This is a genomic window from Salinirussus salinus, from assembly GCF_009831455.1.
Taxonomy (GTDB): domain Archaea; phylum Halobacteriota; class Halobacteria; order Halobacteriales; family Haloarculaceae; genus Salinirussus; species Salinirussus salinus.
In genome coordinates this window covers 1045068-1063962 of sequence record NZ_WOWO01000002.1, presented here as the reverse complement: position 1 = coordinate 1063962, position 18895 = coordinate 1045068, and the positions used below count along the sequence as shown (strand labels likewise).

Below are 18895 nucleotides of genomic sequence, written 5' to 3'. Positions count from 1 at the left end.
TGGTGCACATGACCGAAGTAGGTATCGACGGCATCGAGGTGCGAACCGGGAAGCTCAAACTCGACCTGGCCGAGGAGTTCGCGCCGGCACAGGGCGACGACCCGGAGAAGTACACGAAGGGGCTGGGGCTGAACGCCTCTTCGTTCCCGGACGTCTACGAGGACATCGTGACGATGGGCGCGAACGCGGCCTACCGGCTGATGGAGCGCAAAGGGCTGGAGCCCGAAGACATCGGCCGGATCGACGTGGCCACGGAGAGCGCCTTCGACCACTCGAAGCCGGTCTCGACGTACATCGCGGGCTGTCTCGAACAGCGGTATCCGGGCACGTTCCACCACGCCAACAAGGGCGAGCGGAAGTTCGCCTGTATCTCGGGGACGCAGGCGCTGGACGACGCGTTCAACTGGATCCGCGCGGGTCGGAACCGCGGCCGTGCGGGGCTCGTGATCGCGACCGACACCGCCCTCTACGAGCGTGACGACCCCGGCGAGGCCACCCAGGGCGCGGGCGCGGTGGCGATGCTCGTCGACGAGGACCCCGACGTGGCCGCCTTCTCCGTCGAGCAGGGCTACGGCAGCGCCGACGAGACGGACTTCCTTAAGCCCGACCAGCAGTTCCCCAGCGTCGACGGCAAACGCTCGGTCCAGGTGTACCTCGCCCGCATGCGGGAGGCCCTGGAGGACTTCGAGAGTGCCGGCGGGGACACCCACCCCGACAACTTCGCGTTCGCCCCGTTCCACACGCCGTTCCCGGGGATGGTCAGCAAGGCTGCCGTGCTGGGCTATCGCCACGCGATCCGCGGCACGGATGTCGAGGAAGAGCTCGTCGAGGAGATCGGCCGCCAGCCCCGGCGGGAGGCCTTCGACGACGACGAAGCGTACCTGGAGGCGGTCACGGAGTACACCGACGCGCTGGCCGAGACCGACCACTACCGGGACTGGTACGCTCGCACCATCGAGCCGACCCTCACGGTCTCCCGTGAGGTCGGCAACTGGTACACCGGGTCAGTCCACCTCGCCCGGGTTTCGGGGCTGCTGTACGCCGCCGAGGAGGGAATGGACCTGACCGGGAAGCGGCTGCTGGTGGCCTCCTACGGGAGCGGCGCGCAGGCGGAGATCCACGCCGAAACTGTCCAGGAGGGCTGGCGCGAGGAGGTCGGTGCCATCGACATCATGGACCGGGTCGCCGACCGGACGCCGATCACCTTCGAGGAGTACGAGGCGATCCACGACGTCCACAACCGCGACGAGGAGACCGACATGGAGCCCCTGACCACGCCCGAGGAGGAGTTCGTCTTCGACGGCTGGGGACGGATGGGCGAGCGCAAGTACACCTACGTCGAGTAGCGCCGTCGGCCGCCCGCCGGTACGCTGACCCGCGTCGGACGTTTCTCAGGGAAGGTCTCCGAGCCCGTCGAGCATCCCCTCGAGCGACAGCGTCGTCGCCGCAAGCGAGTAGCCGTCGATCCGGGCCAACTCGGCCGCGTGCTCCCAGACTTCAGTCTCGTCGAGCCCGTGGAGGACGACCGCGTTGGGCGTCGGCGTCACCACGCGCAGGGCGACCAGCGGCGACTCCCCGCGGGTGATCCCGGTGAACACGAGCGCGCGGTTGGTGCTCTGTCCGTACAGCTGGTAGAACTCGTCGCTGGAGAGGCGCTGGATTGCCCGGACGGAGTCGATGACGGTGTGTCCGGCGACTGTATCGCGGTCCCCGCGGACCAGTTCGGTCGCGCCGATGGCCCTGTAGAACCGCTCCAGCGGGACGTTCGCGGGGTATTCCCGGAGGTCGTGGACCACGTCGCTGTCGAAGCCCGCCGAGAGGACGCGGGCGTGCTGGCGGATCTTCGAGCCGCCGCGGCGCTCGTCGATGTCCAGCACGGCGTCGACCATCCGCCGGACGACCCCGATCCCGGGGTTCTCCCGGCGGCCGCTCTCGTAGTCCGACACGACCGAGGGAGAGACGTCGAGTTCCTCGGCGAGGTCGGTCTGGGCGACCTCGAAGTCGGTGCGCCACTTCCGCAGGGTCGCGCCGGGCTCCTCGCTCAGCGTCACCTCGCCGGCGATCTTCTCGGCCAGCTGGGCTCGCGGCCCGCGTGTCATGCCTGCCGCGAGGGACGAATTGGCAAAAAGTACATCGAAATCCCGATCGACAGACGACGAACTGCGGGCCGGGACCACGCCCGGGGCTACGTCTGAACCGCCTCCGTAGCCGCCTCACTCGACGCCGCCGACGCCGCTTGCGGCCTCCGAGAGGTCGTGGGGGTCGACCTCGATACCCAGTTCCTCCAGAGCGGCCTCCATGTGTTCCTCCTTGGCGTACTCGGCACCCGCCTGCTCGCGGTGGCGCTGGGCGGCGACGAGCACGTCCGCGCGGCGGTCCTCGGGGATCTCGTACTTGTCGGCCGCGAGTTCGATGATCAGCCCGTCGTTGTCCCGGGTATAGAGGGAGTGAAAGATGCCGCGGTCGAACTCGTTGTAGCCGCGGCCGTCGGCCTCCAGAGCCGCCTTGACCTCCTGGAACTCCTCGGGGTCGACGCTGAAGGCGAGGTGGTGGACGCCGCCGGTGGTGGTCTGCTGGGGGCGGCGGTTCGCGGGCCGGTCGTCGCTGACGAAGAAGGTGATGATCCGGCCGTCGCCCGTATCGAGGAACAGGTGGGTCTGGTCGGGGTCGTCGAGGTTGGGCTGGCGGAGCACGACTCGCATCCCCAGCAGGTCGCGGTAGAAGTCCAGGACGGACTCGGCGTTGGATCCCCAGATGGTGATGTGGTCGGTGCCGGTGGTGTGCATCGGGCTATCCGGAAGCTCGTCGTCGACGGGTACGTCGCTCATACCCCGCGTAGGGACCGGACGGGCAAGTAGTTATCCTGAGGTGATACGTCCGTCACCCACCTGTCAGCCTGCCGACCGCCGCTGGCCGCGGGACGGACCCGACGCCCTCACTCCTCCCAGTACTCGACCCCGGCGTTCTCGGGGAAATAGGCCTGGAAGTCCCGCCCGCTGCGGCCGCCCGGCGGCGCGCCGACGAACACGCCGACCTTGTCCATCTCGGGGTACATCGTCACGTCCGGTTCGCGCATCGTCGAGACGGCGAGATACCGCAGCTCCTCGTCGCCGTCGTTGACCACGCGGTGGCCACCCGACTCGTCGGCCGGCAGGGTCACGTAGTCACCTGCGACTATGTCGTGCTCGCCGTCTTCCGCCCGGAGGACCCCCGCACCCGCCAGCACGTAGATGGCCTCTTCGTTCGCGGTGTGGTAGTGGTAGGGCCAGGACCGTTTGCCCGCCGGGAGTTCGTAGAGGCTGCAGCCGATGTCCTCGGCACCGACGGCGTCGGCCAGCTGCTTGCGCCGGAACACCGTCTCGCCGCCCTCGTGGTCGTACTCGGTCCAGTCGAGGTCTCCCTCGTTGGTCTTTCGCATGGGACCGACCAGACCCGGTCCGATTAAAAATCCCACCCGCTCCGGCTCTGAGCGCGGGACGGGCGGCCTCCGACCCGGCAGGGGTCGCCGGCCTGCTCAGAGCCCCCGGTTCCGACCGGTGTAGAAGACCGCGAGCCCGAGGAGGCAGAGACCGACACCCCACCAGAGGTCGTCCCCCGGCAGGAGCGTGAGACCGAGTGTCACGACGCCCGACGAGAGCAGCGACCACCCGAGCGTTGTTCGGGATGACATGGCAGCCGTAGCGGCGGCGCACGGTTAAACCACGTGGCAGTCCCGGAACGGAGCCGCACTCGGTTCAGGAGCGGCCCCACGAGTACCACCTGCGGGCGGGCGACAGCCGACGGTAGGCGGTCCCGACGTACCGACGAGCGAACCTCGGGCCGGGACCCGCCGGCGCCGCGAGACGGATGGTATCCGTCAGAAGAAGGTATCAAAGAAGCTCGCGACCGCGAACACTCCTGCGACGAGGCCACCGACGAACAGGAGTGCGCCCCACAGGAACACGCCGTCGACCACCAGCGAGGCCAGCATCACGACAACACCCAAAAGCAGGAGCAGCCCCGCGAGCAGCGCCTGGAGCCCTCCCTCGACCAGTTCGCCGAAGTCGAACTCAAATATCTCTAACACTTCGTCCATGTGTGGGGTCTGCGGAAACGCGGTGAAAAGCCTTCTGTACGACCCGCCGGAGAGCCGCGACCGGACCGCCGCTCGGTTCCGCTGGGCGTGTGGCTGTGACCCCTCCGCAACCCCTAAACGGAGTTCGCGCCAAGGGGGGGCAATGACCGACTGGACGGAGAAGTACCGGCCGTCCTCGCTCTCGGAGCTCCGGGGTAACGACACCGCCCGCGACGAACTCCGGGAGTGGGCCGAGACCTGGGACCAGCACCGCGAGGCCGCCGTGTTGCACGGCCCGCCGGGCGTGGGGAAGACCTCCGCGGCCCACGCGCTCGCGGCGGACATGGGGTGGCCGACCATCGAGCTCAACGCCTCGGACTCCCGGACCGCGGACGTCGTCGAGCGGGTCGCGGGCGAGGCCGCGAAGTCGGGGACGCTGACCGCTGGTGGGACCGGCCGACGGCTGGTGGTGATGGACGAGGCCGACAACCTCCACGGCAACGTCGACCGCGGCGGGACCCGCGCGATCACGGAGCTCGTGAAGGAGGCCAGCCAGCCGGTCGTCCTGATCGCAAACGACTACTACGAGATGTCGAACACCCTCCGGTCGGCCTGCCGGGAGGTCGAGTTCCGGCCGGTCTCCGCGCGGTCGATCGTCCCCGTGCTGCGGGACATCTGCCGGAAGGAGGGGATCGAGTTCGAGAGCGAGGCCCTGGAGACGCTCGCCCAGCAGAACAGCGGCGACCTCCGCGGGGCGGTCAACGACCTCCAGGCGCTGGCGGAGGGCCGGGACCGACTCGCGGCCGAGGACGTGGTGACCGGCGAACGGGACACCACCGAGGGCGTGTTCGACTTCCTCGACCTCGTGATCAAGGAGGCCGGGCCACAGGAGGCTCTGGAGGCGTCCTACGACGTCGACGAGACGCCCGACGACCTCATCAACTGGGTCGAGGACAACATGCCCAAGGACTACGCGGGCGAGGAACTGGCGGCGGCCTACGGCTTCCTGGCGAACGCCGACCGCTGGCTCGGGCGGGTGCGAGCCACCCAGAACTACAGCTTCTGGCGGTACGCCGGCGACAACATGACAGCCGGCGTGGCGGCCGCCCGCCGCGAACCCAAGGGCGGGTGGACCCGCTACGGCCCGCCCAGTTACTGGTCGAAGCTGGGCCGGACGCGGGGGACGCGGGACACGCGTGACTACGTCGCCAGACAGGTCGCGGCCACGAACGGCGTCTCGACGGGGACCGCCCGCCGGGAACTGATGCCGCGCCTGGCTGTCATGACCCACCACTGCAAGAACCGCGAGCTGACGGTGGCGATGGCCGCCCGCTACGACCTGGAGGCCGAGCACGTCGCCTTCGTCACCGGCAGCGGCGAAGACACCAACAAGGTCCAGTCCATCGTCGAGGACGCCCAGCGGCTCCGGGAGGAGGCTGCGGTCGAGGGCTCCGAAGGGGCCTTCGAGGGCGGCAGTGCTGGCGGACGACCCGGGGAGGACCCCGACGCGGAGACGGGGACGGATGCGGGGCCGAGCGGCGGGGGGTCGGACGGCGGACCGTCCTCCGGGGACGCGGGTGTGGCGGAGGGAGCGGAACCAGCGGCTGACGAACGGAACGGCGAGGCCGGCGATGAGGGAGACGAGCAGGCGGGACTGTCCGATTTCATGTAGCAGCCGGCGGGAGCGGTCAGTGGCGAACGAGCCGGGGTTGGCGCCTCAGTCCCCGGTCGTGCGGGCGTCGCGTTCGCGGTCGCCGGGGTTCGCGCCCGCGGCGTCGGCGTCGGCGTCGGTGCTCGCGGTCGGCCCCCAGAATGCCAGCGTCGTCGCGACCAGGAGGCCGGTGAAGATGACCAGCGCGGCGCCGTGGTGGGCCACCTGGGCGACGGCGCCGTAGTTGAAGACGGTGTTCGCGCCCAGCAGGACCTGAACCGGGAGCACGGCGAGTGCGATGGCGGTCGCGTACCGGATGCGGCGGTCCAGCCCCCCGCGCCAGGCGGCGACGGCCGTGCCGAGGATGGCGAAGCCGGTCACCATTGCCAGCGCGCGGTGAGACCACTCGATGAAACAGGGAACGTCCGCCGGCAGCAGCCCGAGGAAGCCGTTCGTGCCCGGCCACTGGGCGTTGCAGGCCAGTCCCGCGGCCGTCGCCTTCGTGTAGATCCCCACGAGGATCAGCGCGAAGGTCAGCCCGGCAGTGACCGCCGCCAGCGAGCGAAACGAGGGCCGTCTCATACTCGGCGCTCAGGACCGGACGCATATCAACCCCACTCTTGCTGTCTGCGCGCCGTCCCGTGCTCCGCGTGTCCGGAGCCGCCCCCGCACCGACCGTCAGTGGTCCCGGTCGGTCCGGCTCTCCGTCCGTCCGGGTTGCGGGCGGCCGGTCCAGCCCGGGGAGTTCGACAGCCAGCGAAACCCCGTCCGATGGGCTTTTGCTACGGGGCCCGGTGATGCCTCCATGGGACTAGACGAAGACGCACTCGACTATCACCGGGAGGAGCCCCCCGGGAAGATCGAGATCTCGACAACAAAGCCGACGAACACACAGCGGGACCTCAGCCTGGCGTACTCGCCCGGCGTCGCGGCCCCCTGCCGGGAGATCCGCGACGACGCCGAGCAGGCCTACAGCTACACCGCCAAGGGGAACCTGGTGGGCGTGGTCTCGAACGGGTCGGCGGTGCTCGGCCTGGGTGACATCGGGCCGGAGGCCTCCAAGCCCGTCATGGAGGGGAAAGGCGTCCTCTTCAAGCGCTTTGCCGACATCGACGTCTTCGACATCGAACTCGACCAGGACACCGCCGAGGAGATGGTGACCACGGTCAAGGCGATGGGGCCGACCTTCGGTGGCATCAACCTCGAGGACATCAAGGCTCCGGAGTGTTTCGAGGTCGAGGAGCGGCTCCGCGAGGAGATGGACATCCCGGTCTTCCACGACGACCAGCACGGGACGGCGATCATCTCGGGGGCCGCGCTGCTGAACGCCGTCGACATCAGCGACAAGGAGCTCGCGGACCTCGACATCGTCTTCTCCGGCGCCGGGGCGAGCGCGATCGCGACCGCCCGCTTCTACGTCTCGCTCGGCGCCACGAAGGAGAACATCACCATGTGTGACTCCGGGGGGATCATCACCACGGAGCGCGCCGAGGCGGGCGACGTCAACGAATTCAAACAGGAGTTCGCCCGCGACGTTCCCGAGGGGGGGCTCGAGGAGGCCATGGAGGGGGCCGACGTCTTCGTCGGGCTCTCGATCGGCGGCCTGGTCGACGAGGAGATGGTCCGGTCGATGGCCGAGAACCCGATCATCTTCGCGATGGCCAACCCCGACCCCGAGATCGGCTACCACGACGCCAAGGAGGCCCGCGACGACACCGTCATCGTGGCGACCGGACGCTCCGATTACCCCAACCAGGTCAACAACGTGCTGGGGTTTCCCTTCATCTTCCGGGGAGCACTCGACGTCCGCGCCAAGGAGATCAACGAGGAGATGAAGGTGGCCGCGGCGGAGGCGCTGGCGACCCTCTCGCGGGAGGACGTCCCCGACGCCGTCGTGAAGGCCTACGGGGACGAGCCGCTGCAGTTCGGCCCGGAGTACATCATCCCGAAGCCGCTGGACCCGCGGGTGCTGTTCGAGGTCGCGCCCGCCGTGGCGCGGGCGGCCATGGAGAGTGGCGCCGCCCGCCGGACGCTGGACCTCGAGGCCTACGTCGAGCGGCTGGAGGCCCGGCTGGGCAAGTCCCGCGAGATGATGCGCGTCGTCCTGAACAAGGCCAAAAGCGACCCCAAGCGGGTCGTGCTCGCGGAGGGCGACGACGAGAAGATGGTGCGGGCGGCCCACCAGCTGCTCGACCAGGGGATCGCCGAGCCGGTGTTGCTGGGCGACCGCGAGGAGGTGTGGGCTCAGATGGAGGAGCTGGGGCTGAGCTTCGACCCGGAGATCGTCGACCCCGACGAGGACAACCTCGGGCCCTACGCCGAGCGCCTCCACGACCTCCGCAAGCGCCACGGGCTCACCCGGCGGGAGGCCGAGGAACTCATCCAGGACGGCAACTACCTCGGGAGCGTGATGGTCGAGATGGGCGACGCCGACGCGATGCTGACGGGACTGATGCACCACTACCCGGCTGCGCTCCGGCCGCCGCTGCAGGTCATCGGGACCGCCGAGGACGCCGACTACGCCGGCGGCGTCTACATGCTCACCTTCAAGAACCGTGTCGTCTTCTGTGTCGACGCCACGGTCAACCAGGACCCTTCCAGCGACGTGCTGGAGGAGATGACCCGCCACACCGCCGAGCTCGCCCGGCGGTTCAACGTCGAGCCCCGGGCGGCGCTACTCTCGTACTCGGATTTCGGCAGCGTCGACAACGAGGGCACCCGGAAGGTCCGCTCGGCGGCCGACAGCCTCCGGGCCGACCCGACCGTCGACTTCCCCGTCGACGGGGAGATGCAGGCCGACACCGCGCTCGTCGAGGACATTCTCACGGACAGCTACGAGTTCTCGGAGCTCGACGAGCCGGCGAACATCCTCGTCTTCCCGAACCTGGAGGCCGGCAACATCGGCTACAAGCTGCTCCAGCGGCTGGGCGGCGCGGAGGCGATCGGTCCCATGCTCGTCGGGATGGACGAGCCGGTCCACGTCCTCCAGCGCGGCGACGAGGTGAAGGATATCGTCAACCTCGCCGGGGTCGCCGTGGTGGACGCTCAGGACGAGGAGGAGTAGCCGGCGGCACCGGCCGCCGGGAGCCGGCGCAACGGACCCACACGGTTTTTTACGGCGGTGTGTGAGGCCGGCGTATGGACGACCAACAGCGGGTCGCGGCCTTCGTCACGGAGCACGGCCTGGAGGCGCCGCCGGCCTACCGGCTGCTCGACCTGGTCTCGGAGGTGGGTGAGCTCGGCAAGGAAGTTACCGAGTCGACGGGCTACGGCGCGTCGCCGGGGACGGTCGACGTCGACCGCGACGAGCTCGGGGACGCCCTGTTCGCGCTGCTCGCACTGGCTGAAGAGCTCGACGTCGACGCCTCGGCAGCGCTGGAGGAGTCACTCGAGAAGTACGAGCGGCGGCTCGACGAGCGGGGAACTGCCGGGTCGGGCGAGTGACCGCGGCCGCGTCAGACGGCGAGTTTCTCGCCGAGTTCGCCCCGCTCCTCCAGCTGGGCGAGGATGTCGCTGCCGCCGACGAACTCGCCATCGACGAACGTCTGGGGGATGGTCTCGCGGCCGCTGTGTCGCTCGAGGGCGGTCCGGAACTCCTCCAGGGACTCGAGGACGTCGACGGTCGCCACGTCCTCGCGGTGCTTGCCGAGCAGCCCCAGCGCGCGCTCGGAGTAGCCACACTGGGGCATCATCGGCGTTCCCTTCATGAACAGCACCACCTCGTTCTCCTCGATGGCCCGGTCGACGCGCTCGGTGACCTCCTCCTGGGGGAGACTCTGGTTCGGGTCGAACGTCATATCCCTACCCAGCGGGTCCGCGGGGAAAGGCATTACCCCGCTCGTCGGGCGCGGGGGGGTACTCCCGCGCGCTGAGGGTGTGGGTCACCCCCGCTCGTCAGGAGTGTACGTCTCGACCTCGAGGGCGTGGATATCGGTCGTCATGTGCTCGCCGAGCGCGTCGTAGACGCGCTGGTGGCGGTCGACCAGCGACTCGCCCTCGAAGGCCGGCGAGACGACCGTCGCCGCCAGGTGGTCGTCGTCGCCCTCGTGGCGGGCCCGGCGCACCTCCGCCTCCGCGTCCGGAACCGCGTCCTCGATGAGCCGCTCGACTTCGGTCAGGTCCATACTTCATCCAGTACGCCGGCCGGCAAAACGCTTGCCGCGTCACTCCGGCCGGTCGGGACCGGTCGGCGGGTTGAAAAAGAGGGCGTCGAAGACGACGACGGCGCTGAACAGAGCCCCCGTCGCGACGGCGGCCCTGAACGGCACCCCCAGCGCGGCGTGGACGGCAAGCACGACGGCGAACACCAGCGGGATGGCCGCCAGCAGGAGGTCGTACCGGGACAGGTCGGGCAACCCGTCCCGGAAGGAGCGGAACGGGGTTTCTCTGCTGTGCCCGGAACGACGACTGGTTGCCATGGTTGCCGTCACCTCCTGTCTGAATATACGTTTCTGATCCCACTAAAACGTTACTCCAGTCACGTTGGGGGAACACACTTCAAGAGTCTTCCAGGGTTCCGAGTTATATATACATAAGTTGCGAAAATAATATAAGCAGACCTCTGTCCGTGGGTAGCGACCGAGCGGGAAGAAGAGAACGCCCGGGTCAGTCGCCGGCGCCGCGGTCCGACCGCGAGGGCGGGGGGATGCGCTCTTCGCCGGGCGTGCCGGGGGCTTCGGGGCGCAGACAGCGGTCGGGTTCGCCGTTGACGTGGGCGTACCGGCCGGGCGCGTTGGCGAGCGGGTGGGCGGGGTTGCGGTCGCTGGGGATGCGGGCGGCGCGGACCTCGCCGAAGCCGTGCAGGCGGGCCCGAATCCCCCGCCAGTGGAGGCCGGTGGCCCGGGGGACGCTGACGCGGTGGGGCGTCCCCGGATGCCCGCCCCGGGCCGCGAGGATGGCGGCGTTGACGTTCGCCGCGAGGTCGTCGTGGTCGACGAGCACGCCCACGCGGGCCCCGGCGGGCGAGCGGGCGGCGAGCACGTCGAGCCCGAGATGCAGCGCCCGGTACTCGGCGACGTTGTTGTCGGGGGCCTGGTCGGAGAGCGCGACCCGCGCGACCCGCTCGCCGTCGCGGGTCTCGATCACGGCGCCCAGCCCGCCGCCCGACTCCCGGAAGGAGCCGTCGGTAGCGAGGTAGAAGTCTCGGTGGTGTGTCCGGGGCGGGTGGGCGATGTGCGGCGTCGGTGACTCGTCGAACAGGTCCCGGAGGTCCGGCCGGCCGTGTGCGGCCATACGACGGCTAGGACAGGCGGGATTGTAAGTGTACTGTCCGCGGCGACCGCTGCGAGCCGCCCGTTACTGGAGCGACCCGCGGTCACTCCGGGACGTCACCGAGCAGCGACACCCTGACCGTCACCGTCCCGGCCGGCGTCTCGACGGCGGCCTCCTCGCGGACCGACCCGAGTAGCTCGCGGCGCCACTCCTCGACGGCGGCCTCGTGGCGGGCCCGGTGGCGCTCGACGGTGTACTCGCGGTCGGGGTCGGCGCGGAGGGCGTCCTCGGTCTCGGCGGGGGTCGGGTACGCCGGCGCGTCCTCGGCGACGAGCGCCCGCGGCGGGACGTGGACCGGTCGGGGCTCGTCGTACTCCTCGCCGCCCTCGACGTGCAGGCGGGCGCGCATCCGGCCGCTGAACGGTGGCGTCACCCGGAGGACGGCCGTCCGGCCGGTGGTGCGGTTCGTCTCCAGCGCCGCCACCAGGTCCGACGCCGTCACTGCCAGGCGCTCGATGGCCGTCGGGTCCGCCTCGCCCATGCAGTGGGGTCGACGCAGGGAGGCAAAGACGTTCCGGGTCCCGGGCACCGCCCGCCGGCCCCGCCGCCGCCCTTCCCCGGAATCAAGACTGAGAACGCGGCCGGTAACTTTAATCTCGCCCTTTGCGAACCGGGCGGTGGTAACCCGTGTCCGACGACCGCACGCCGGGACGGAGGGCGAGAGACGCGTCCGGAGACGCGACGGTACTCGTCGCCGACGACGACGGGGACGTCGCGGACCTGTACGCGACCTGGCTGCAGGGACGGTACGAGGTCCGGGTCGCGTACGGCGGGACAGAGGCACTGGAGGCGCTCGACGGGAGTGTGGACGTGTTCCTCCTGGACAGACAGATGCCCGGACTCGCCGGCGACGAGGTGCTCGAGCGGGTCCGCGAACGCGGGCTGGACGTCCGGGTGGTGATGGTGACGGCCGTCGACCCCGACTTCGACATCCTCGACATGCCCTTCGACGACTACCTCGTGAAGCCGGTGACCCGCGAGGACGTCACCGACGCCGTCGCGACGATGCTCGCCCGCGCCAGCTACGACGAGACGCTCCGGGAGTACTTCGCGCTCGCGGAGAAGAAGGCGACCCTGGAGGCCGAGAAACCGGCCCGGGAGCTGGAGCGAAGCGAGCGGTACGCGGCGCTGACAGAGCGCGTCCGGCGGCTGGAAACGCGGGCCGACGTCGCCCTCTCCAGGGTGGGCGACGATTACGAGGCGGCCTTCCGGGAGGCCGGCGCCGGGGACTGAGCCGGGCGCCCGGGTCACCCAGTCGAACACCCCGGCGTGGCGGCCGAGCACCACGCACTTATTCCCCCCGACCGAGGCGTAGCCAATGGACGACCGACAGCCAGTCGTGGTGGCGGGCGTACGGACCCCACAGGGCCGGGACGGCGGCGTCTACGCGGACGTCAAAAGCGAGCGCCTCTCGGTGCCCCTGGTGAACGAGCTACTGGCCCGGACGGGGATCGACCCCGGGGACGTCGACGACGTCGCCTGGGGCTGTGCCAAGCAGGTCAAAGAGCACAGCAACAACATGGGCCGGGTCATCGCGCTCTGCTCGGAGCTTGGCGAGGGCGTCCCCGGCCGGACCATCGACCGGCTGTGTGCCTCCTCCGCCCAGGCCATCATGGACGCCAGCGACGCCATCCGGGCGGGCCAGCGCGAGGTCATGGTCGCCGGCGGCGTCGAGCACATGACTCGCGTCGAGCGCGACTACGGGATCGACTCCTACGACTGCATCGCCGCCCAGTACGACGCCCGCGACCTCCAGATGGGGCAGACCGCCGAGGAGGTCGCCGAGCGCTACGATATCCCCCGCGAGCGCCAGGACGCTTACGGCGCACGCAGCCAGCAGCGGGCGTGTGAGGCCACCGAAGCCGGCAAATTCGACGACGAGATCGTTCCCATCGACACCGGCGAGGGAGTCGTCGAGGAGGACGAGGGGCTGCGGCCGGGCACCACCAAAGAGAAGATCGCCGGGCTCCCGCCCGCGTTCCGCGAGGACGGCTCCGTCACCGCCGCGAACGCCGCCCAGATCTCCGACGGCGCGGCCGCGGTCATGGTCACCTCCCGGGCCTACGCCGAGGAGCACGGTCTGGCGGTGCTGGCGGAGGTCGGCGCCCACGAGGTCGCGGGCGTCGACCCCGAAGTGATGGGGATCGGCCCCGTCCCCGCGGTCCGCCAGCTCTGGGAGCGGACCGGCCACGCTGCCGACGACTACGACCTCGTCGAACTCAACGAGGCCTTCGCCAGCCAGACGCTGTACTGCCAGGACGAACTCGGCTTCGACGACGAGGTCTTCAACGTCAACGGCGGCGCCATCGCCATCGGCCACCCGCTCGGTGCCTCCGGCGCCCGGTTGCCCGTGACGCTGATCCACGAACTCCGGCGCCGGGGCGGCGGCCTCGGACTCTCGACCATGTGTGTCGGCTACGGCCAGGGTGCGGCCATCGAGTTCCGCGTGCAGTAGCAGATGACCGAGGCCGAAGAGATGTCCCGGCCGCCCGCGGGGGAAACCCCGCCGGGGGAGTCGCGGCCGGACGACGAGACGCGGGCGGAGCACCGGGAGAGCGTCCCGGCCGACGAACGGGACGCACTGGTCACCATCGCCCACGGCGCGGTCGTGACCTCGGGCGGGCTGTCGCTCCAGCGCGTGCTCGCCACCGCCACCGAGTTCGTCCTCGCGCGTGCGCTCGGCCCGGTCGTCTACGGGGTCTACGCGCTGGCCTGGCGGCTCGCCCAGCTGCTCTTTCGCTTCGTGAACTTCGGGACCGTCCAGACCCTCCAGCGGTACGTCCCCGCGTACGAGGACGACCACGGACGGCGCGCCCGGGTCGCCGGGCTGGCCTACCTGACGACCGCCGCCGTCGGGGCGGGGCTGGCCGTGGCGCTGGTGGCGACCGCCGACCGGCTCAACGCGCTCACCGTCGCCCACCCCCTGTTCCCGCCGGCGATGGCGGCCGTCGGGGCGGTGGTCGCGCTGACGGGCATCGTGCGGACCCACGCCTCGCTGCTGCGGGCGGTCGGGTCGGCGCGTGGCGAGGTGACCTTCACCCGGGTGTTACTCCCGGCTGTCCGGCTGGCGACGGCCCTGCTCGCCGTCGGGCTGGGATACTCCGTGGTCGGGGTGATGGGCGCGCTGGCGGTCGGGACCGCCCTGCTCGTCGCCATCGGGGCGCCGGCGGTGGTCTCCGCGACCGGCATCCGGCCGACCGTCCGGGGCGCCCGGTCGGAGCTGCGGGCCTTCTACAACCACGCGACGCCGGTCGCGCTCAGCAGCATCGGGAAGGTGTTCCAGAACCGGGTGGACATCCTGCTCGTCGGCGCCCTGCTCACCGCGACCGCGACGGGGGTCTACGGCGTCGTGCTCGTCTACGTCTCGCTGGCCTGGATCCCGCTGCTGGCGTTCAACATGCTCCTGCCGCCGGTCGCGACGGAGCTGTACGCCGAGGACCGGGTCGACACGCTGGACCGGGTCTACACGTCCATCACCCGGCTGATCCTCACTGCCGTCGTCCCCATCCTGGCCGTCCAGACGGTCTTCGGCCGCGAGCTCCTGGGGCTGTTCGGCCCGACCTACACGGCGGGCTATCTCCCGCTCGTGGTCTACCTCGCGGGCGTGCTCGCCGGCAGCGCGGTCGGGGCGACGGGGTGGCTGCTCGTGATGACCGACCACCAGTACATCCGGATGGCGCTCGACTGGCTGCTCGCGGCCGGGAACGTCGCCCTCACCTACCTGTTCATCTCGGCGTTCGGGCTCGTCGGCGCGGCACTGGGCACCGGGCTGGCCATCGCCCTCCAGAACGGCCTCCAGGTCCTGGTCCTCAGACACTACGAGGGGCTGTTCGCCTTCGACGCCACCTTCCTGAAGCCGCTGGCTGCGGGCGTGGCGATGGCCGGCGCGATGTGGCTGACGCGAGCCGCGGTCGGCGGGCTCGCGTCGCTGGCCGCCGGCGTCCCCGTCGGCGTGGCGGTGTACCTCGGGACGCTCGTCGCCCTGGGCGTGACCGCCCAGGACCGTCTGGTCGCCCGGACGCTGGCCGCCCGCTACCGGCGCAGCCTCGGGGCCGTGTTGCCCTGACGGTGGTCGTTGCCGGCGGGACGACACCCCAGCCGGCCCGACCGGGGACAGAGTTATTCGAGTGCCGGCGCTGTCCCCGTCAATGGACTTCCAGCTCAGCGAGGAACAACGGCTCATCCGCGACCAGATCCGCAAGCTCTGTGCCGACTTCGGGGACGACTACTGGCGCCGGAAGGACAGAGACCACGAGTTCGCCTGGGACTTTTTCGAGGCCTTCGCCGACGACGGCTGGTGTGGCGTCACCGTCCCCCGGGAGTACGGCGGCGAGGGCTACGGCGTCCAGGAGGCCTCGCTGGTCCAGCAGGAGATCGCCCGCTCGGGGGCGGGGATGGCGGGCACCTCGATCACCTCCCACCACGTCTTCAGCGCCGCCCCCCTCGTCGAGTACGGCGACGACGACCACCGGGAGCGGTACCTCCCCGACATCGCCAGCGGGGACGTGATGGTCTGTACCGGCGTCACCGAACCCAACGCCGGCACGGACACCTCCCGCGTCGAGACCACCGCGACCCGCGAGGGCGACGAGTACGTCGTCGACGGCCAGAAGATCTGGACCTCGAAGGCCCAGGAGGCCGACGTGATCATGCTGCTGGCCCGGACCGGCGAGCGCGACCCCGACGACCGCTTTGCCGGCCTCTCGCTGTTTTTCACGGAGTTCAGCCCCGACATGGACGGCGTCGACGTCTCGGAGATCCCCAAGGCCGGCCGCGGCGCCGCCGACTCCAACGAGGTGTGGTTCGACGGGGTGCGGGTCCCCGCCGAGGACCGCATCGGCGAGGAGGGGGAGGGGTTCCGGTATCTGCTCTCCTTTGCCAACTCCGAGCGGATCTCCATCGCCGCGAACGCAGTCGGTGTCGGCCAGGCGGCGGTCGAGAAAGGCGCCGACTACGCCCGCGAGCGGGAGGTCTTCGACGCGCCGATCGGCTCCTACCAGGCCGTCCAGCACCCGCTCGCGGAGTCCTGGAGCAAGCTCGAGCAGGACGAACTGATGGTCCGGAAGGCCGCCTGGCTCTACGACACCGACCGCGACGCCGGCGCGGCCGCGAACGCCGTGAAACTGCGCGCGAGCGAGGACTCCCTGGAGGCCTGCGAGCGCGCCATGCGCGTCCACGGCGGGATGGGCTACGCCGCCGAGTACGACGTCGAGCGGTACTGGCGCGAGACGATGATCAACGTCATCGCCCCGGTCTCCAACGAGATGGTGAAAAACTACATCGCCCGCCACGTGCTCGACCTCCCGCGGTCGTACTGACACCCGCCGCGACGACCAACCTTGATGTGTCGACCCGGCAAAGCGCGACCATGCCAGTCACGCTCTCCCGGGACCCGGACCGCGAGCACGTCGCCCACCTGGAACTGTCCGCCGGCGACCTGAACCTCCTGAGCCCCGCGCTCATCCGCGACCTGCGGGAGACGGCCGCCGACGTACCCGAGGAAGTCGCGGTCCTCACTGTCACCGGCGACGGCGACGGCCTGACCGGCGGGCTCAAGCTCGACGAAGTGCGAGGGTTCTCGGCGACCGAGGCCCGCGACGTGCTCAGTGACCTCCGGGGTGCCATCCGGAACGTCCGGGACGCCGACGCCGTCACGGTCTGTGGCTGTGGCGGCTACGCGCTGGGGGCGGGCCTGGAGCTGGCGATGGCCTGTGATTTCAGAGTCGCCGAACGCGAGGCCGCCCTCGGCCTGCCCGAGGTCGACGTCGGGCTGGTCACGGGGATCCAGGGCGGCCTGCTGGTCCGGCTGGTCGGCCTCCAGGCCGCGAAAGAGATGATTTATACCGGCGAGCCGGTCTCCGGCGAGGAAGCCGCGGAGCTCGGGCTCGTCAACCGCGCGGTCCCGGCCGACGACCACGACGAGGCAGTCGACGACCTCGTCGGGACCCTCGCCGCGAAGAGCCCGCTGGTCATGCGCCGGCAGAAGGAGGCCTTCCGCGCCTGGCGCTCCGTGGGGGTCGAGCGCGGAATCGACCACACGATGGAACTCATCGCCGCCTGCTTCGACACCCGCGACCAGTCCGAGGCGATGGGGGCGTTTCTGGAGGGTCGGGAGCCGACCTTCCGGGGGGAGTGAGCGGCGGCCTCCGGCGGGGGTAGCCCCCGGTCTCCGCGGCGGAGGAGTGCCGATATTGCCGGGAAACGAGCACGGGCTGGCCGCCGGAGACTGGTTCAGCAGCCAGCCGCGTCGCAGTCCAGAAGAAAGATCCGGTCGGCGGTAACCCGGACGACCAGCCCGGCGTACTGGAACCGGACGGAGACTTCGGCCGGCGGGTCGGTGGCAGCCGAGGCGAGCAGCCGCTCAAGCGGTTCCGGGTCGAGCACATCGGCCAGCGGCGGGAGCCGGGTCGGCTCGACCCCCCGGACGGCTGCGACCGCACAGGCGAGCCGGACGGCCAGCGAGTCAGTCGCGGGGTCGTAGCTCACGGTCGAGACGTCCCGGCAGTCGAGTGGCATCGTTACCCGCCCGGTCACTCGCTGGGGTGGTATCGGGAGTCGGCCAGACAGCGGTCCCACGCCTGGCGCAGTTCCGAGAGCGGTCGAAACGACTCGCCCGGACTCACCTCACCGCGCTCCCGGTCGTGGCTGACCAGGTCGGCATCCTCGAGCTTGGGGAGGTGGACGTGGACCAGGGCTGTCCGCATCCGGAGAGCGTCCCGGCTGGAGTGGCGGCCGTCGGTCCGTTCGGCCGCGAGCGAGTCGCCCAGCGCCTCGACGTCGACCGGGCCGGGGGCGGCCTCAAGCCGAGCGAGCACGTGGATGCGGTTCGTGTCCAGCACGGCCCGCATCAGCGCCAGGGGGGGCTCTCCGCCCGTCTCGTCGATGTGGGAATTCCGTGACATCGTCAGTCGGACCGAGGGTTGGACGCTCCTAAGGGATTCTGACGGAACTCTCGAAAGGGTCGAAAAACGGGAGGCGGCGTGGCGACGGGGAGCGGTCACGCACGGGCATCGACGCGGCGTCAGTTGGACGGCCCGCGGAGGGCCGCCCTGGTCGCCGGCGTCAGCGAGACGCGGACGGACGTGCCGTCCCGGGCGCGCTCGACCAGGTCCGCGTCCTCCAGGCGCGCGAGGTGGTACGAAACCGTACTCGCCGCCCGGTCGACCGAGTCCGCGAGCCCCGACACGCTGACGGGTTCCTCGCGGCGGACCGCCCGCAGGATCGGCTCCGTCGACGCGTCGTTGAGCGCGGCGTCGAGCGGGCCGGTCGCGGCGTTCCCGGGAAACAGCCGCCGTTTCCCGCGGATCCGTTCGGTCTCGACGACCCCCTCGCGTTCGAGGACCCGGACGTGATACCGGGCCGTCGACACCGGCACGTCGGCCGTCGCGGCGAGTTCGCTGAGGTAGGTCCCCGGCGACTCGGCGACCGTCTCGTACAGTCGGGCCCGGAGGTCACTGTTGAGGGGGTCGGAGTCGTCGAACCGGCTGTAGCCGGCCAGCGGGACCAGCACCGTCGGCGGCACGTCCGACACCGCGAGCGACGTCACGTCGAAACCGAGCGACACCTCGGAACCGACAGGCAGCCTCGGACCGGAGTCACCCGCCCCGTCGGCCGGGAGCGGGGCACCGTCGTCGGCGCCGGTCGGTGGTTGGGTGGCACAGTCGACGGTCGTCGGGCCGTACTGCCCCGCGGGGGTGGCCGCGGCCGGTCCGACACCGGCCGCCAGCAGCGCGACCGCGGCGACGACCCCCGCGGCGTAGGTCGGAAGTCCTGACATGAGTCCGGAGTTCGACCGATACCTCGCTACCGATACCGGGCCGTGCGGGCCAGCATGTTCCGTCGCCGCACCACCGTATCCGACGGACGGCAAAAAGCGAACGTACGGGGTCGGGCCGGGTTACTGTCAGGTCGTGTGTGGG

23 protein-coding genes are annotated in these 18895 nt (G+C 70.5%); 9 read left to right on the top strand and 14 right to left on the bottom strand.

Going from position 1 to position 18895, the window contains the following annotated elements; all coding sequences use genetic code 11:
- Nucleotides 1-8 precede the first annotated feature (8 nt).
- Nucleotides 9-1346, top strand: a complete 1338-nt coding sequence (gene hmgB / locus GN153_RS08760; RefSeq protein WP_159901759.1) for a hydroxymethylglutaryl-CoA synthase — start codon at nucleotides 9-11, stop codon at nucleotides 1344-1346.
- 45 nt (nucleotides 1347-1391) lie between these two features.
- Here hmgB and GN153_RS08755 read toward each other — a convergent pair whose 3' ends face one another.
- The 5 genes from GN153_RS08755 to GN153_RS08740 form a co-directional block, all read right to left on the bottom strand.
- Entirely contained in the window at nucleotides 1392-2099 is a 708-nt protein-coding gene (locus GN153_RS08755; protein ID WP_159901757.1) for a helix-turn-helix domain-containing protein, read from the bottom strand.
- A 114-nt stretch (nucleotides 2100-2213) separates the two neighbouring features.
- Nucleotides 2214-2828, bottom strand: coding sequence for a VOC family protein (locus tag GN153_RS08750; protein WP_159901755.1), 615 nt, complete (start codon nucleotides 2826-2828; stop codon nucleotides 2214-2216).
- 107 nt (nucleotides 2829-2935) lie between these two features.
- Nucleotides 2936-3418 carry a cupin domain-containing protein gene (locus GN153_RS08745; RefSeq protein ID WP_159901753.1) on the bottom strand — a complete coding sequence of 161 codons (483 nt, stop codon included), beginning with the start codon at nucleotides 3416-3418 and terminating at the stop codon, nucleotides 2936-2938.
- Between the two features lie 96 nt (nucleotides 3419-3514).
- On the bottom strand, nucleotides 3515-3670 hold the full coding sequence (locus GN153_RS17490) for a hypothetical protein (RefSeq protein WP_201287833.1): 156 nt from the start codon (nucleotides 3668-3670) through the stop codon (nucleotides 3515-3517).
- 186 nt (nucleotides 3671-3856) lie between these two features.
- Nucleotides 3857-4075, bottom strand: coding sequence for a hypothetical protein (locus GN153_RS08740; protein WP_159901751.1), 219 nt, complete (start codon nucleotides 4073-4075; stop codon nucleotides 3857-3859).
- Between the two features lie 142 nt (nucleotides 4076-4217).
- On the opposite strand from GN153_RS08740, the gene GN153_RS08735 reads away from it, so the two are divergent.
- Nucleotides 4218-5726, top strand: coding sequence for a replication factor C large subunit (locus tag GN153_RS08735; protein WP_159901749.1), 1509 nt, complete (start codon nucleotides 4218-4220; stop codon nucleotides 5724-5726).
- A 45-nt stretch (nucleotides 5727-5771) separates the two neighbouring features.
- Here the strand turns inward: GN153_RS08735 and GN153_RS08730 are convergent, their stop codons facing one another.
- Nucleotides 5772-6287, bottom strand: a complete 516-nt coding sequence (locus GN153_RS08730) for a COX15/CtaA family protein (protein WP_159901748.1) — start codon at nucleotides 6285-6287, stop codon at nucleotides 5772-5774.
- Between the two features lie 223 nt (nucleotides 6288-6510).
- On the opposite strand from GN153_RS08730, the gene GN153_RS08725 reads away from it, so the two are divergent.
- Nucleotides 6511-8769 carry an NADP-dependent malic enzyme gene (locus GN153_RS08725; RefSeq protein WP_159901747.1) on the top strand — a complete coding sequence of 753 codons (2259 nt, stop codon included), beginning with the start codon at nucleotides 6511-6513 and terminating at the stop codon, nucleotides 8767-8769.
- A 74-nt stretch (nucleotides 8770-8843) separates the two neighbouring features.
- Nucleotides 8844-9149, top strand: a complete 306-nt coding sequence (locus GN153_RS08720) for a MazG nucleotide pyrophosphohydrolase domain-containing protein (RefSeq protein WP_159901746.1) — start codon at nucleotides 8844-8846, stop codon at nucleotides 9147-9149.
- Between the two features lie 11 nt (nucleotides 9150-9160).
- Here the strand turns inward: GN153_RS08720 and GN153_RS08715 are convergent, their stop codons facing one another.
- From GN153_RS08715 to GN153_RS08695, 5 genes are all read right to left on the bottom strand, one after another.
- Nucleotides 9161-9502, bottom strand: a complete 342-nt coding sequence (locus tag GN153_RS08715) for a glutaredoxin family protein (RefSeq protein WP_159901745.1) — start codon at nucleotides 9500-9502, stop codon at nucleotides 9161-9163.
- 84 nt (nucleotides 9503-9586) lie between these two features.
- Nucleotides 9587-9829 carry a BolA family protein gene (locus tag GN153_RS08710; protein WP_159901744.1) on the bottom strand — a complete coding sequence of 81 codons (243 nt, stop codon included), beginning with the start codon at nucleotides 9827-9829 and terminating at the stop codon, nucleotides 9587-9589.
- 39 nt (nucleotides 9830-9868) lie between these two features.
- Nucleotides 9869-10123 (bottom strand): hypothetical protein, encoded by a 255-nt coding sequence (locus GN153_RS08705; RefSeq protein ID WP_159901743.1) that lies wholly within the window; start codon nucleotides 10121-10123, stop codon nucleotides 9869-9871.
- 187 nt (nucleotides 10124-10310) lie between these two features.
- The gene (locus GN153_RS08700) at nucleotides 10311-10937 is read right to left on the bottom strand and encodes a reverse transcriptase-like protein (RefSeq protein ID WP_159901742.1); all 627 of its coding nucleotides are present in this window, start codon (nucleotides 10935-10937) and stop codon (nucleotides 10311-10313) included.
- Nucleotides 10938-11019: 82 nt separating this feature from the next.
- The gene (locus GN153_RS08695; protein ID WP_159901741.1) at nucleotides 11020-11457 is read right to left on the bottom strand and encodes a hypothetical protein; all 438 of its coding nucleotides are present in this window, start codon (nucleotides 11455-11457) and stop codon (nucleotides 11020-11022) included.
- 146 nt (nucleotides 11458-11603) lie between these two features.
- Here GN153_RS08695 and GN153_RS08690 point away from each other — a divergent pair, with 146 nt between their 5' ends.
- From GN153_RS08690 to GN153_RS08670, 5 genes are all read left to right on the top strand, one after another.
- Nucleotides 11604-12209, top strand: coding sequence for a HalX domain-containing protein (locus GN153_RS08690; protein WP_159901739.1), 606 nt, complete (start codon nucleotides 11604-11606; stop codon nucleotides 12207-12209).
- An 85-nt stretch (nucleotides 12210-12294) separates the two neighbouring features.
- On the top strand, nucleotides 12295-13431 hold the full coding sequence (locus GN153_RS08685; protein ID WP_159901737.1) for a thiolase family protein: 1137 nt from the start codon (nucleotides 12295-12297) through the stop codon (nucleotides 13429-13431).
- Nucleotides 13432-13434: 3 nt separating this feature from the next.
- Nucleotides 13435-15042 (top strand): lipopolysaccharide biosynthesis protein, encoded by a 1608-nt coding sequence (locus GN153_RS08680; protein ID WP_236544777.1) that lies wholly within the window; start codon nucleotides 13435-13437, stop codon nucleotides 15040-15042.
- 82 nt (nucleotides 15043-15124) lie between these two features.
- Nucleotides 15125-16294 carry an acyl-CoA dehydrogenase family protein gene (locus GN153_RS08675; protein ID WP_159901735.1) on the top strand — a complete coding sequence of 390 codons (1170 nt, stop codon included), beginning with the start codon at nucleotides 15125-15127 and terminating at the stop codon, nucleotides 16292-16294.
- 50 nt (nucleotides 16295-16344) lie between these two features.
- Complete coding sequence (locus GN153_RS08670) at nucleotides 16345-17112, top strand: enoyl-CoA hydratase/isomerase family protein (RefSeq protein ID WP_159901733.1); 768 nt, start codon at nucleotides 16345-16347, stop codon at nucleotides 17110-17112.
- A gap of 95 nt (nucleotides 17113-17207) precedes the next feature.
- On the opposite strand, the gene GN153_RS08665 is transcribed toward GN153_RS08670, so the two are convergent.
- From GN153_RS08665 to GN153_RS08655, 3 genes are all read right to left on the bottom strand, one after another.
- A complete protein-coding gene (locus tag GN153_RS08665; RefSeq protein ID WP_159901731.1) occupies nucleotides 17208-17492 on the bottom strand; it encodes a HalOD1 output domain-containing protein in 285 nt (94 codons plus the stop codon).
- A gap of 14 nt (nucleotides 17493-17506) precedes the next feature.
- On the bottom strand, nucleotides 17507-17878 hold the full coding sequence (locus GN153_RS08660) for a DUF7344 domain-containing protein (RefSeq protein ID WP_159901729.1): 372 nt from the start codon (nucleotides 17876-17878) through the stop codon (nucleotides 17507-17509).
- 119 nt (nucleotides 17879-17997) lie between these two features.
- The gene (locus tag GN153_RS08655; protein WP_159901727.1) at nucleotides 17998-18753 is read right to left on the bottom strand and encodes a winged helix-turn-helix transcriptional regulator; all 756 of its coding nucleotides are present in this window, start codon (nucleotides 18751-18753) and stop codon (nucleotides 17998-18000) included.
- Nucleotides 18754-18895: the final 142 nt, after the last annotated feature.

Bases quoted from the DNA above. Each gene is read 5' to 3' on its own strand.
- GN153_RS08665 (WP_159901731.1), bottom strand. From the start codon at position 17,492: ATGCCACTCGACTGCCGGGACGTCTCGACCGTGAGCTACGACCCCGCG.
- GN153_RS08670 (WP_159901733.1), top strand. From the start codon at position 16,345: ATGCCAGTCACGCTCTCCCGGGACCCGGACCGCGAGCACGTCGCCCAC.
- GN153_RS08755 (WP_159901757.1), bottom strand. From the start codon at position 2,099: ATGACACGCGGGCCGCGAGCCCAGCTGGCCGAGAAGATCGCCGGCGAG.
- GN153_RS08660 (WP_159901729.1), bottom strand. From the start codon at position 17,878: ATGTCACGGAATTCCCACATCGACGAGACGGGCGGAGAGCCCCCCCTG.
- GN153_RS08745 (WP_159901753.1), bottom strand. From the start codon at position 3,418: ATGCGAAAGACCAACGAGGGAGACCTCGACTGGACCGAGTACGACCAC.
- GN153_RS08710 (WP_159901744.1), bottom strand. From the start codon at position 9,829: ATGGACCTGACCGAAGTCGAGCGGCTCATCGAGGACGCGGTTCCGGAC.
- GN153_RS08675 (WP_159901735.1), top strand. From the start codon at position 15,125: ATGGACTTCCAGCTCAGCGAGGAACAACGGCTCATCCGCGACCAGATC.
- GN153_RS08730 (WP_159901748.1), bottom strand. From the start codon at position 6,287: ATGAGACGGCCCTCGTTTCGCTCGCTGGCGGCGGTCACTGCCGGGCTG.
- GN153_RS08685 (WP_159901737.1), top strand. From the start codon at position 12,295: ATGGACGACCGACAGCCAGTCGTGGTGGCGGGCGTACGGACCCCACAG.
- GN153_RS08735 (WP_159901749.1), top strand. From the start codon at position 4,218: ATGACCGACTGGACGGAGAAGTACCGGCCGTCCTCGCTCTCGGAGCTC.
- GN153_RS08695 (WP_159901741.1), bottom strand. From the start codon at position 11,457: ATGGGCGAGGCGGACCCGACGGCCATCGAGCGCCTGGCAGTGACGGCG.
- GN153_RS08705 (WP_159901743.1), bottom strand. From the start codon at position 10,123: ATGGCAACCAGTCGTCGTTCCGGGCACAGCAGAGAAACCCCGTTCCGC.
- GN153_RS08715 (WP_159901745.1), bottom strand. From the start codon at position 9,502: ATGACGTTCGACCCGAACCAGAGTCTCCCCCAGGAGGAGGTCACCGAG.
- GN153_RS08700 (WP_159901742.1), bottom strand. From the start codon at position 10,937: ATGGCCGCACACGGCCGGCCGGACCTCCGGGACCTGTTCGACGAGTCA.
- GN153_RS08720 (WP_159901746.1), top strand. From the start codon at position 8,844: ATGGACGACCAACAGCGGGTCGCGGCCTTCGTCACGGAGCACGGCCTG.
- GN153_RS08680 (WP_236544777.1), top strand. From the start codon at position 13,435: ATGACCGAGGCCGAAGAGATGTCCCGGCCGCCCGCGGGGGAAACCCCG.
- GN153_RS08750 (WP_159901755.1), bottom strand. From the start codon at position 2,828: ATGAGCGACGTACCCGTCGACGACGAGCTTCCGGATAGCCCGATGCAC.
- GN153_RS08655 (WP_159901727.1), bottom strand. From the start codon at position 18,753: ATGTCAGGACTTCCGACCTACGCCGCGGGGGTCGTCGCCGCGGTCGCG.
- GN153_RS08740 (WP_159901751.1), bottom strand. From the start codon at position 4,075: ATGGACGAAGTGTTAGAGATATTTGAGTTCGACTTCGGCGAACTGGTC.
- hmgB (WP_159901759.1), top strand. From the start codon at position 9: ATGACCGAAGTAGGTATCGACGGCATCGAGGTGCGAACCGGGAAGCTC.
- GN153_RS17490 (WP_201287833.1), bottom strand. From the start codon at position 3,670: ATGTCATCCCGAACAACGCTCGGGTGGTCGCTGCTCTCGTCGGGCGTC.
- GN153_RS08725 (WP_159901747.1), top strand. From the start codon at position 6,511: ATGGGACTAGACGAAGACGCACTCGACTATCACCGGGAGGAGCCCCCC.